Consider the following 12664-nt stretch of genomic DNA (forward strand, 5'->3'; position numbering starts at 1 on the left):
ATCTCGCGTAGCAACACCACGCCTGGGATCCAGTGTGGCCGTGCCGCTTCGATACGTTCTAGCAAATAGCCCTTATACGGATCCAGCTTGGTCGGCCGTGCCGTTCTGGGACTGTATTGCTCGGCTGCCGTCTCTCGTAGATACCGCCTGATCGTATTGCGTGAGCACCCCAGCTCGCGCGCCATCTCTCGAATACCGGCGCCATGCCGCATTAACACCTTGATTTCCACTGCTTGCTCCTGGGTCAACATAGTCGGCGGCCAAAAAACCACCATATTCGCCCAAGTGGGTCAGTTTTACTCCGGCGCAGTGGGTCAGTATTACATCGGCGCTAACATCAACACGATCAAGGACGCCGGAAATTTGTCGCTTCTACCATTGCCGCTGGCGTGGTTCCAACAGCCGTTTCTGCTCAAGGCAGCGGAGCGCTTGACGATTTTTTCAACGCATACAATTCCGGAAAATATCACTCAACAGCAGTGCGCGCACTGCGTAGCAAGCTCGGGGAATCGTCGCCGAGTTCCCCTGAAGGGTTAGGCATTCTGATTAATGTCTTGGTCGAAGCAGGAATTATTGAACCAAAAGAGGGGGCAGTACTCAAGGTATTGGCTACTGTGATCTGGGAGTCCACAACGAAAAAGGACTTTGAAATACGACTCGATGCGCTTACAAAAGAAGTCAGAAATAGCGCTGAGAGCGTTGCACTGTCGCTGATCCTCATCGCAAGGGACAGCGCTCATACCGCCTGGGATTTCGTGAAATCTAATGACGAGAAGATCGCGCAGGTCATCGCCAAAGACTATGAAGGTGGCCTCAGTGCAGTCGCGGGTTTGCAATCCATGATTAAGGATCGGCGCATACTTGCCGGTATCGCCGTCGCAGGCGCGGTCGCCGCATCGATCGGCGCAATCTACGAGAAATGATTTTGCTTCGGGACTAGTCCGTGAACCTGATGAAATCCCGAAGCGACCGGATGCTGCTTTAAGATCATCCGCAGGGAGAAGGACTCGCATTTAGCCATACCCGTGGTATCGGATGCAACAGAAAGTCTGTCAGCGTAGTCTCATGCGAGGCTAAGAAGCACGCTTTACCTCATGACTAACTTTCCAAAGAAAATAGTGCCTGAATTCCTTCAATTGACTTTGCTCTTTGAGTTCGTCGATCTTGTCTACGACCATCTTGACTCCGCTGGCCGCGAGGCCCGATACGAGAAAAAGCTCTGGCGCCCCAAAATAGGCCGCTGCGTTCAACCCAAGCAGCCCGACAACCATCCCCTTCCTGCGCAACGAAGAAAGGGCAGAAATCCTCTTAAAGGTCCTTTCCACATCGCTCACACCCGCATCTATTAAGTTGCGTTGAACGTTACGTACTTCTGAAGCGAACTGCTCCGTATCGACTGTTGCTTTAACGATATCAAGCGAATTCAGCATTAAGCGACTAAATGACTCAAACTCGTCATGGTAGTCATTCTTCACTTGCGCCAGAGTCTCTAGGTCGAGGCCATCCAAGCATGGGAATTGCAGGGAAAATAAAACATCAAGTTGCTGTTTTGTCAGCCAGTCCACAGAGTGATGGAAGCAGGGCGAAGTATTGAAATACGCCGAAAGATCTACCTTATTGCGAATGAATTCATGCTCCATCTCAAGCGAAGGAATGAACGGCGCATACGCGAGCCGCCCAGATTCAAGAAGCTTTCTACCGGGGCCAGATATCCACTGCACGATCTCTCGTGGCGTGCCTCCGTGCATATCCATAGCGTATGCAGCATGAAGCCCGTTTTTCAAGGTCTTGGATGTAGACGTCCAATACGGGTCGGGGCCCATCAGAGTGAGCGGAGACGGTTGCAACTTCTCCAACTGTGAAATGACTTCTTCGATATAGCCCGGCTTGTAGTGAGAGGTAGGCGTTAAATATCCAGGCTCTAGTAGCACCGGGTGGCGAGGTGGCTCGGGCGATAGCCCGCGTAGGACGACGGTATCCGCTAGCAGAAAGAGTTTTTTCGACATGTGCTCAAGGGCACGAACACTCGGCGCATCAATTATGAGTTTCAATCCAGGATGTGCAGTAAGAGCAGCTGAAAGAGCTGGAGTATTCGCACGATACCAAAAATTCAATAGTGGCCCAAAGTCGTCAGGGCCTTCTTGGCTGGTGAAATCAAATAAATCGCGCTGGATTCGAGCTAGCAGCATTGCTACGTCACCTTTCGTGTTCGCCGTCCAACCGGTTACCAGAAGACAGATTGCTGCATAACCGGCGCCCGCCCTTCTTGCATCGGATACCTCTGGCCTGCAGGCCGCGCATTCTTTGCTCTATCTTTTGATTGTGCGCTGCCACTTTACGCAGCAATTAAGACTAACAATTCAGCACTTCGTATCTTACATCAACGGATCCCGAGATAAACACTTGGCTGAGACGGCCAACTGGTCCAGGCCGGCTGGAGTCAGCGATATCTAGAAAATAGTGAGTTTATCGAATAGCTATATTAGCCGTCGGTCTGCATAATAGCGCGGATGCCAGCCGCGTCGACCGCTGCTTCGTGTTTGGTCAACTTAAACCCATCTTAAAGTTGAATCGCTTGCGATTGCGGGGCCTCTCGAAGGCACAAGACTAGTTCTTGTTGGTGACAACCGTACGAAACCTAAGACGTATGGCGAAGTGATTGATGGGTGATGGCAAAATGGAAAAGAAATACCCGTCTGAAGACATCTGAGTGGCCGAATCTCCGATGTCATCGGAGAATGTCAAAAACGATCAAGTTGATGCAACGTGGACAAGCCTATTTTTTCGGTTTCAAATGGAGTTTTTCAACACTAGGGACCCATAGTCGCCCATGCTCGTCACGTCGGAATGCCGGCTCTGCAGCGAACCCAATCGTCGAGGCTTCGCTGCCGGCAAGGAATACTCATTCTCCGGTTGTTCGACTCCTTAGGAGCTTCGGACTTGGACGGAAAGTCAGCAATTTCTCAGGTCGTCCTCCATACAGCCTGTTAGTCGACAGCCCGCGACTTGGGTGGATGGACGCTATCGACCATTTTTTTAGGTTAGACTGGTACCGTCCCACGCTCCTGGTATCTGCGTCTTCAAATACATATTTCCATGACTGTGGGTGGACGTCTTTTCGCCTGCAATCCCGCGAGCGTAAATCTGGGCGAATATAAGCCAATGAACGACACTGCACTTCTTCTATGCGGCGATAGATCGGAAGGGACCGCAAAGATCGCGCTCGACCAACTTGCGAGTTCAATTCAAGGGTTCTCCGATCGGGCAGTACAGTTCTTGGCCAACGATATAACGGACGAAGCATTGAACTTCGGTCCCTTCTGCGCACGCGTTCTTCTTGAGAATGGTTGCGCAGCACTTGTGGGCCGCCTCGACTCGTTCCGTATGCTCTACTTGAGCGAATTCCAAGCTCAGCCGGAATATGAGCCAGGAAAGCGAGCAAAGTCAGCTTTCGCGTGGTCTGGAGATGTTATACCTGATGAGAAGTCTCACCAAGCATTATGGAGCGTCGACCATGATCTGCCTAGGATTAGTCGTGCACTGTTCTCAAAACATTTTGATCACTTCTTTTGGAAACCTGCATTGAATCGAATGCTCGACTATGTTTCTACCCTTGAACAGGATCCGTTGCTGGCTGATGTGGTCAACATTGACCCAGATCGTTTCATTAATGAGGCCCGAGGTCGAAGCGCGCAACTCTATTCGACTTTGTCTAAGGGCGTCCATTGGGAATTCTTCACAAGTGCATTGCTGTTTGATGAGGCGACTATCAAGAGCGCGATCCGAGACACTTTCCTGCTCGTGGCAAATCTCGGCTTGACATCTCATTTCGTGCACACCGCCTACGCCTCCCTCGATCCTGTTAAGGCAGTTAGTTGCTACAAGGCTATTAGAAGGCTCGTACCGTGAATACCACCGACACTACTGATTTGGACTCTGGACTCATACTTGCTGCTGAAGAATGCCCGCCAAACCAATTTGGCAAGTACCACAGTTTCTCATCGTACGACGCAGTAATCATCCGAAAATTGAGCGCTCATGGGCCTGTTCTTGTGCGTGGAGGACGGGGTAGCGGGAAGAGTGCTCTGCTGATCGAAGCCTTTCGTCGCATGAGAGCGTCTACGAGTGTATTTCCCGTTTACGTCAGCCTGCGCTACCTTCCGTTGCTACAATCCGATGGTCAAGAGTACATTGGTCACTTCTGCGTCCTTCTCTCGCAAGCTATTCAGCAGGAGCTTAAAGAACGCCGTCTCGAACAAGAGTTCACCGTATCGACTGACCAAGTCTCGCTTCAGTTCGGACTGACCGCTTTGGCTCAGGCCCTGAATATGAGAATCGTGCTGTTGTTCGATGACGCAGCGCACATTGGTCGCGAGAAACCACTGGAGGTCTTCTTTGACTTGTTCCGTACTTTGTCGAGCAGCCTGACCTCCTGCAAAGCCTCGATTTATCCCGGCGTGACAAAGTTCGGCGTTCGGTTTGACGTATTTAATGACTCGACGGTGATCGATATTGGTCGGTCTGACATCACCTCAGCACCCGAATTTTTTCCAGAAGTCGTGAAGGCTCGGTACCCTCGACTGGCGGAGCGCTCTGCGTTTTCTGACCGACTAGCCCCCGCACAATTTGCCAACCTTCTGGGCCGCGCTGTGGTCGGCAACCTTCGTGGATTCATCTTGGCCTGCAATCGATTCGACAGCAAGGATAAGATCGGTATTCCTGAGGTCACACAGTGCTTACTCGATATGGCGTCCGACTATTTTTGGCCTCTAATGGAAGAGGTGGCGCCTAAGCTTGGCATCTACGAAGTCCTCATCGATCCGGCGAGAGAAGTCGTTGAGACAATTGTAGATAACACGACTAAGCCGGTCAAAAGCGGCAGCAGAAGCATTGCTCAAGACAGAGTCCTAATTCATCGCCAGATAGTCAGCCAGTACCTCAAGGTTTTCGAGATTCTCGAGTACCTTGGCTTCGTCGCGAAACGTGAAGCTTCGCGCGCGCTCAAATCTGGCGGTAGGGGCCCGATCTTTGCGATCAATCTATGCAGCCTTCTTGAAGCAACGCCAACTAGGCGCTTGACCTTCGAAATGATTGAAGAGTGGCTGCAGGGAAGTTCCGAAGCTGCTGAGCTACACGTCTCTGGAACAGCCTTTCAGGCGATCAAATTACCTCAGCTACCAGAGGAGCACGGTCTGGCGATCTTCAACAAGGGGATCGATGTGCTCGGCAGATCTGCAGCTTACCCCTATGGGCTTACGGCTGCCGTCATCCAACGCCTCGATGCTGCCGGCATGAAAACCGTGGGGCAACTTGCCAACGCCACTGATGCAGATCTTGACAAGATCGACTACATCGGAGAGGCGAAAATCAAAGTAATTCGCGACGTTGTCTACCAGGCCATTTGGATGTAGAGCCACGCTATATAACATCAACCTATCACATACCCCAATCAGGGCAGCAACCTAAAGCCCTAACGCGCCTCCACCGTTCCGGATAACAGTCCAAGAGACCCTAACACCCGAAGTCGAATTAAGCTCTCAAGCGAATCTGCTGTAAGCGCGCGGGGTACACAGGTTGACACGCACGCCGCGAGCGTGCGCCGTCATTTGTCAGGTATGGGGTTGCCAGTTATGCGGCAGCAATTCGTCGATCTGGCTGGCCTTGTGGGTTGGCAGACGCGTGAGCACATCTTTCAGATAGGCATACGGATCGTGGCCGTTTTACTTGGCCGACTGGATCAGGCTCATGACGGCGGCCGCCCGTTTTCCGGCGCGCAAGGAACCCGCGAACATCCAGTTCGATTTTCCTATGGCGATCGGCCTGATTTGCGTAAGCACCCGCCCAGTACCGTGTTGTCGGTTTAGGCAGCACGGCTGAGATGCCCGCATCTTCGCACGCCTTGATCTGTGGCCCGCTGTAGTAACCACGATCCGCAATGGCCCGTAGCTTCTTCGTGCCCATGGCCTCACAAGCCGCTGTGGCCATCGGACAGAGCTGTGCTCTGTCGCTGCCAGCGTTGGTTACGTCATGCGCCACGATGAGGTGATGCTTGGCATCTACTGCCACCTGTACGTTGTACCCCACCATGCCCGACCCCTTGCTACTGGTAGCCATGGATCGCGCATTAGGATCGGTCAAAGAGATCTGCCCGCTTGGATCATTTTTAAGCGGCTCCTTGACGTCATCGAGCACACGCATCTGTTGACGCAGTTGAGCGATCTTGTCCTGCAGCCTGGCCGTTTTAGCCTCTAGTTCGGCTGGTTGAATGCGGTCGGCCGTCTCCAGTGCATTGAGATAGCGCTCAATGCTTTGCTCGATCTGCCGCTGACGCTTGTCAACCTTGCCCAGGGTGAAGTTGCAATCACGTGTGTTCACTGCTTTGAACTTGCTGCCGTCGATCGCAACCAGTGCCTGGCTAAACAACTTAAGTTCCCGACACAACACCACGAATTGACGGCATGCATTGCGTATGCCAACGCCATTATCTCGGCGGAAATCGGCAATTGTCTTGAAGTCAGGGAACAAACGCCCCGTCAACCACATCAACTCGACGTTGCGCTGGCATTCGCGCTCCAGTCGTCGACTCGACTGGATGCGATTGAGATAACCGTAGATGTATATTTTCAGGAGAACGCGCGGATGGTAGGAAGGACGACCTGTGGCAGCTGGCGTTGCGCCGTGAAAGCCCATCGATGCTAAGTCCAACTCGTCAACGAAGGCTTCTACCACTCGTATCGGGTTATCTTCACCGATGAAGTCATCCAAGCACTCTGGCAGTAGCGTGATCTGCTGTCTGTCTTGGCCAATGATATATCTAGACATATTGAATCCCCATTCAACATGCCTATGAACTCTATCGGAAACTGATTGCCCTGAAAATGAGGGTTTTCACACACCCTCGACCCATTTCGGACAGTCGAGGTCTATGCAAATGGATGTTAAAAGCTTGCGTTTATAGGCGACAGGGGGCCATCCGGCGGAACGACCAGCTAGTCATCATTTTTGATATCAAGGCTACCTTCGACTTGGTCTGGCATTTAAACTGTGCGCCATTAGATTTCGACAGTCTTCGGCTTTCTTCCGGGATATCTTGGCTTTTTAGGCTTGACGACTCGGTGATGAGTAGGGAGGCCTTCGTCCTCATCCATAGGATTAGCTGGGAGCGGCGACTTTATCGCCAAGACAACCCCCTTCTTGCCCGCCAGCATATCCCTCAAATATGGAGCAAGAACATCGGTCTGCAATGCAGACGTGCCAGCCCATCCACGAGCGACCATATCAATGAAGTGCGTTGGCGTAAAGTATCGCTTACCAAACGTCTCTGCATGCACGACAGTGCCGCCTCTCACCCCCTGTCGGGTAACAGCCTTGAGTAGGCGCTTCCAATAGCCAACTGGAACATAAATGCCCGGCACATGACTGCCGGTCTCGTGGGACAAGAGCTTACTGCAAAACTTAAGGAAAAATGGATCACTACCAAATCGATACCCATCACAACTTTCGTCGGTGGCTACTCCTGCAAGTGTCGCAGCAGCCTCATGCATACGTTCAATCTCTATGGCGAGTTGATCATTGGGCCGATAGCCGTCCTCACCATCAGTACCGGCAAACATCTTATATTGCACAAAGACGACGGACTTCATAGTCTCGTTGACATAGATGAGATCAACTCCAAGCTGCATTTCGAGCGGTAGCTTATTTGCCAAAATCACAGTAAGCTTGGCCTCTCCATTTACGAAGGTCTTTGCAGGATAATGTTGTCGCTTTACAAAAACCCAATCTTCATTTGTGTTATCAAGATCCTGAAGGATTGCCAAATCTTCAATCGTTGTTACGGTCTCGTTGATATCAAAAATTGAAGTTAATTCATCTGAAGAATTCTCGTCTAGTTGCGATTTAATTTTCAATTGCTCTTTAGGTATTCCAGCAATTTCAAGTGACGTGATAACCGCATCACGCTGATAAGCCCAGTTTATTTTTGCATTATTGGGTGTTGTGTCGGAAGGCGGCGAGCTTCTATTTATCAGTCCTTCCGCAAATTTGGCAGCTTCAGGATCAACCTGAAGTAGTGCCGCCATGATGAGATCGAACGCCACAGAGGAAACATGACCTCCCGTAATTGCCTTTCTTGCACGCCACCCCTGTCTACCCTCAATTTTGCTCCTAATGCGCGCAATACTTACAGGTTTAGCGAACAGAATTAGATTCCATATCTCAAGCTTATCTTTTCCGGATTCCGCAGCGTAATAAACAACGCTGCGCGCTACATGCGTTAGGTATCCCTTTTTCGTACTGAGGAAGCACAGCATCGGCTTGCGTCGCATCGCCATAGGAATTTTCGGAATCGCCTGGCTGCAAATACTGTTTCCTGCTAAGTCTCTTTCAAGTTCTTCTAAACGATCAGCTTTAAGCGTAAGCACATATCCATGGTTAGGAATCCATGGAAATCGTGATTCAAGATATTGGTTTCCCGCTAATGCCACTACCATCCTCCGTGTTTGATCTTGTCAGGCTCAATCTCAAAATGGCAAAGTTAGCATCGGCTTTCGATCAGGCAGTCGGACGTCCGCTTTTTGCCGATAGTTGTCTATCGTGACAGGCAGAAGATACTCTAAGCAGCCACTTTCCGCAAAAGACAAACAATGACGAATAATTCACTGAATATTTCTTTGCGCGTCCGACCGGGCGATTATGCCTGGCTTCAATCTTTCATCAAGACCATAATCTTCAGCCAGATGAAAGAACAACTTTGGCGTAGATTCAAGAGATTCAAGTCTTTGACGGTATGAACCAAGCCGCCGCGCCCTGCCTGCCTCGCTTTGCCGGCCAGGCATATAAGCGACGAACGGTCACAACACGTCAAACCCGGAGTAGCGAAGCAGGCCATTGTGAATGGGCCAAAGGACGGACAGTATGCTGCCGTCTATGCCATCCGGCGCATAGGTGTCCTCCGACGTTCCGGTGGTGGCTGCGACCATGGCCACCTGGTGTCAAGCCAATGATCATGCCCCATCAAGCCGTTTTCGAAGCGACTCCGCCGATACAAAAGTTTTCACGCATCCACCCCTCAAGATCCATGACCGCGTAGCCATGTTGCATATTGAACGTCCGTTCCTTGTCCCATGCCACGCCCGCTCCTTCCGCGAACACAAGCCGGTACTTCTTGAGCGAACTCTCCGGCTCTCCGGCCAAATCGCGTTTCAATTGGGCCACGCTCCATTCGACGCGGCTGACGTTCAAGCCTAGCGTTGCATTGACTGTATCCGCCAGTTGTCGATAGGTAATGGTGTCCCCCGCGACGTACACGACCTGATCGGCAATCCGCGGCTCGGCGAACAAGATCTCCGCCGTCAGCATGCCAATGTCATTGGCCGTGGTCACCGTCACGGCGTTGTCCCAGCTACCCAGTGCATGCACCGTGTTTTGACTCAGATCCACCACGCCGAAAGATGGCTCGAATAGAAAACTGGTGAACATGCCTGTCGACACGATGACCCATTCCGTCTGATTTTGCGATCGTAGAAGGTCGCGCACATCGAGTTGCTCGTCAAACAGACTCTGCGCGCTTCCCCGGCCAATGACGTCATAATCTACGCCGAATTGCCAAGGGATATATCGCTTGACGCCTGCATCGAGCACCGCGTGGGTGATCTTGAGCTGCACGCCTGCTCCGCCGACAAATCCTGTGCATGAGATAACGGTGTCGAAGCGTCGGAAAGCAGCGGCAAGCGATGCCTCCGACTGAATGGCCAAGTCGCCAGCTACCAGTTCGATGCCAAAAGAGCGCAGTTCGGCAATGTCTTTCTGCTTATCCGCATCGCGGGAATCAATGCTCGACTGACGCAGGAAAACCGAGAGCGAAACTCCTGACACAGATGCAGTTCGACGGGCCAGGTTGCGCAGTACGGCCATGCCGAGTTCGCCGGCGCCGAGGACCAGAATGGAATTTCCTTGTGACATATGCGTGGCCTTTTCGTCAAAGTTTAAGATGAGCTCCGGAAGCGTTCGCTGGCGCGACCCGCCATCGCCGGCGCGACGCTTTGGTGTTGCTGCGAGTGCAAGTCAACTGGAAGATCTGAAGTATAGGTGCGCGGGCCGGGAGCATTGTTCGTCGCAACGGAATTTAGAACGCGGTCAGATCGAACGATTCGGCCTTGGCGGGGCGGCACAACAAATCCGCCCGATCTGGGCGAACCAGAGATCAATTAAGATGGATTTCTCTTACGCGCCGCTGCCGGATGGCAACGTGCGAACCTCATAGGTATTCCGCTCATGGACAAACTTCAAGCGATGGCAACCTTCGTGCGCATTGTTGAGGCTCAAAGCTTTAGCAAGGCGGCGGAGACCCTGTCCATGCCGCGTTCATCGGTCACGACCATGATCAAGAGGCTGGAACGTCATCTAGGCACAGCTCTGCTCCGGCGCAGCACACGCACCCTCAGCCTGACCGATGCGGGCGAGCGCTACTATGCGTCATGCCGCGCCATCTTGTCTGGCATTGCGCAGGCTGAAAACGAACTGGCGACAGACGCTACGACTCCGCGCGGGCGCGTACGAGCGGACATGCCGGGCGTGATCGGCCGGGCATTGGTACTGCCGAGGCTGCGCGAATTCGCGCAACGCTTTCCCGACATCGAGCTCGTGCTCGGCCTTAGCGACCGGCCTGCGGACCTGATTTACGACGGTATTGATTGTGTCATCCGCAGCGGCATACTGGCGGATTCAACATTGATTGCGCGTCGGCTGGGGCAGCTTCGCTGGATTACGTGTGCGTCACCGCGCTATCTGAAGGAACACGGCGAGCCTGAGACCGTGGCTGCGCTCGGCGCCCACCAGACCGTCAATTACATATCGAATGCGACAGGCAGACCGCTAGACTGGCGCTTCAACGTCGAGGGCGATAATCTCGCCATGACGATGCAAAGCCGCTTGGCCGTCAATGAAACAGATGCCTATTTGCAATGCGGCCTGGAGGGATTGGGGCTTATCCAGCTGTCGGAGTTTGTGGCCGCGCCGTATCTCCAAACGGGGCGTTTGAAAGAAATTCTGGCAAGCGCAAGATGTTCGCCAGTACCCATTTCTATTGTTTATCCGAGCGGCCGAAACTCGAGTGCGGCGACCAAAGTGTTTGTGGAATGGATCACGGCTATTTTTGAACAGAATGACCTCGGCTGGGGCGAGAAATCAGCATGATGCTGAATCCCGCCTGGATATGAGCTGCGCGCAAAGGCGCGCGAGGAGGGAATTGTCCTCACGGATATGCACTACAACGCCCGAGGCACTGTTGGGATACTAGGGTCAGCCCTCCGCCTGTTAGCCGGCATACGCGGAGCGAGGGCAATATCGACGCCTGGCCGCCCTTGCCCTGACAAATCCATCCCCCCCCGTAATTGCCGAGCTACCGCTATTGTCCGGGCACGCCTACAGTGGCGTTTCTTGCAAGCTCAGGAACGCTACAGAGATGGCTTTCGCCCCACGCAATCGCTCGGCCCGCAATGACTACGGCTCGCCCTGGAAAGAAGCCCTGGAACAGTACTTCGAGCCGGCGCTGGCTCTGCTGATGCCCGAACTGCATGCCATCATAGACTGGTCCCATCCGCCAGAATTCCTGGACAAGGAGTTCCAGGCCATTTCGCACAAGCTGCGCTGCGGGCGGCGCCAGGCGGATAAATTGGCCAGGGTCAGGACTGTGCTTGAACGACCCCCATGGCTGCTCGTGCATGCGGAGGCTCAGGGCGGCGGCGCCGGGCCTCGGGCGCTGGCAGGGCTGGCCCTGCGCATGCAGATCTATTGCCACCGGATACTGGACCGTTACCATATTGACCACGAGCCTACGCGCAAGCCTCGCCCTTCAGGGCGAGGTCAAGCGAGGCAAGACCAATGCGGCGCCGAAGGCGCCCCTGCATTGTGGCGGAGAAGCTCCGGCCGATGGGCCGGAGTCCTTCACATTGCCAAGGGTTCGCTGGGGTTTGCCAGCTTTGCGATCCTGACCAACAGCCGTGGCGGGCCGCCACAGCTAAGTCACAAGCTGGAATTCCTCGGCGCTGCGGAATCCTTGGGCAGCGCAGAATTCCAAAGCGGCGGCATGCAATTCCGCTGCCCGGTGATACACCTGGGGCAGTGGTGGCCGCGCTGGCGGGAGCTCGAAGCCAAGGCGCAGTTCAATCCTTTTGCCGTGATCGTCATGGCGCAACTGCAGGCCCATGCGCATCACCGGGACGGCGCCGGGCGGCTGGCTGCCAAGACCCGTTTAATGAAGCTGCTCTATCGCCATGAATACGGCCACGACGATATAATCAGCCTGTATCGTCTGGTCGACTGGATATTGATACTACCGCCGGCGCTGGAGCCGGCATTCGAACAAGCGCTGGAAGCAATCGAAAAGGAGCATAACGTGGCTTATGTGACAAGTATTGAGCGGCGGGCCGAAAAGCGCGGCATGGAGCTGGGCAAGCTGATGACTTTGCAACAGCAAATGGTCTTGAAATTCGGCCCCTTGCCGTCCTGGGCGAAAGCGCGGCTGGAGGCAGCCGACGAGGCGGAGCTATCCGACTGGACGGGCCGTATCCTGGTCGCCGGTTCGCTGGAAGATCTGCTGGGCGCCGCCGATCAAGGCTGAATCCGGGTGTATTCAAATCCACCCATCAAGATCCAGGACTGCGAA

General features: G+C 53.5%; 10 protein-coding genes and 2 pseudogenes. 6 read left to right on the top strand and 6 right to left on the bottom strand.

What is annotated here, in order from left to right; genetic code table 11:
* Positions 1 to 251, bottom strand: a 251-nt coding sequence (locus BUB23_RS08520; protein WP_143160923.1) for a helix-turn-helix domain-containing protein, incomplete at its 3' end; no start/stop codon positions are given.
* Positions 252 to 389: 138 nt separating this feature from the next.
* Between BUB23_RS08520 and BUB23_RS08525 the strand changes: the two genes are divergently transcribed.
* Positions 390 to 923: a hypothetical protein gene (locus BUB23_RS08525; protein ID WP_143160924.1), complete on the top strand. Its 534-nt coding sequence runs from the start codon at positions 390 to 392 to the stop codon at positions 921 to 923.
* 150 nt (positions 924 to 1073) lie between these two features.
* Here BUB23_RS08525 and BUB23_RS08530 read toward each other — a convergent pair whose 3' ends face one another.
* Entirely contained in the window at positions 1074 to 2189 is a 1116-nt protein-coding gene (locus tag BUB23_RS08530) for a hypothetical protein (RefSeq protein WP_143160925.1), read from the bottom strand.
* Between the two features lie 973 nt (positions 2190 to 3162).
* Here BUB23_RS08530 and BUB23_RS08535 point away from each other — a divergent pair.
* Positions 3163 to 3909 (top strand): hypothetical protein, encoded by a 747-nt coding sequence (locus BUB23_RS08535; protein ID WP_073102709.1) that lies wholly within the window; start codon positions 3163 to 3165, stop codon positions 3907 to 3909.
* Positions 3906 to 5411 (top strand): hypothetical protein, encoded by a 1506-nt coding sequence (locus tag BUB23_RS08540; protein ID WP_143160926.1) that lies wholly within the window; start codon positions 3906 to 3908, stop codon positions 5409 to 5411. Before BUB23_RS08535 ends, BUB23_RS08540 begins: the two co-directional genes overlap by 4 nt.
* A 198-nt stretch (positions 5412 to 5609) precedes the next feature.
* On the opposite strand, the pseudogene BUB23_RS08545 reads toward BUB23_RS08540, so the two are convergent.
* From BUB23_RS08545 to BUB23_RS08555, 3 genes and pseudogenes are all read right to left on the bottom strand, one after another.
* A pseudogene (locus BUB23_RS08545) lies at positions 5610 to 5837 on the bottom strand (transposase domain-containing protein); the annotation flags it as partial.
* A 13-nt stretch (positions 5838 to 5850) separates the two neighbouring features.
* Positions 5851 to 6822, bottom strand: a pseudogene (locus BUB23_RS08550) (IS1182 family transposase); the annotation flags it as partial.
* A 230-nt stretch (positions 6823 to 7052) separates the two neighbouring features.
* Positions 7053 to 8420, bottom strand: a complete 1368-nt coding sequence (locus BUB23_RS08555) for a hypothetical protein (RefSeq protein WP_143160927.1) — start codon at positions 8418 to 8420, stop codon at positions 7053 to 7055.
* Between the two features lie 20 nt (positions 8421 to 8440).
* Between BUB23_RS08555 and BUB23_RS27005 the strand changes: the two genes are divergently transcribed.
* Positions 8441 to 8596 (top strand): hypothetical protein, encoded by a 156-nt coding sequence (locus BUB23_RS27005; RefSeq protein ID WP_178372290.1) that lies wholly within the window; start codon positions 8441 to 8443, stop codon positions 8594 to 8596.
* Between the two features lie 416 nt (positions 8597 to 9012).
* Here the strand turns inward: BUB23_RS27005 and BUB23_RS08565 are convergent, their stop codons facing one another.
* Entirely contained in the window at positions 9013 to 9960 is a 948-nt protein-coding gene (locus BUB23_RS08565) for an aromatic alcohol reductase (RefSeq protein WP_073102712.1), read from the bottom strand.
* A 312-nt stretch (positions 9961 to 10272) separates the two neighbouring features.
* Here BUB23_RS08565 and BUB23_RS08570 point away from each other — a divergent pair, with 312 nt between their 5' ends.
* A complete protein-coding gene (locus BUB23_RS08570) occupies positions 10273 to 11193 on the top strand; it encodes a LysR family transcriptional regulator (RefSeq protein WP_073102713.1) in 921 nt (306 codons plus the stop codon).
* 268 nt (positions 11194 to 11461) lie between these two features.
* The gene (locus BUB23_RS08575; protein WP_073102714.1) at positions 11462 to 12619 is read left to right on the top strand and encodes a hypothetical protein; all 1158 of its coding nucleotides are present in this window, start codon (positions 11462 to 11464) and stop codon (positions 12617 to 12619) included.
* The last annotated feature ends 45 nt before the right edge of the window (positions 12620 to 12664 follow it).

Origin of the sequence: Pollutimonas bauzanensis (genome assembly GCF_900129885.1) — a bacterium.
Taxonomy (GTDB): domain Bacteria; phylum Pseudomonadota; class Gammaproteobacteria; order Burkholderiales; family Burkholderiaceae_B; genus Pollutimonas; species Pollutimonas bauzanensis.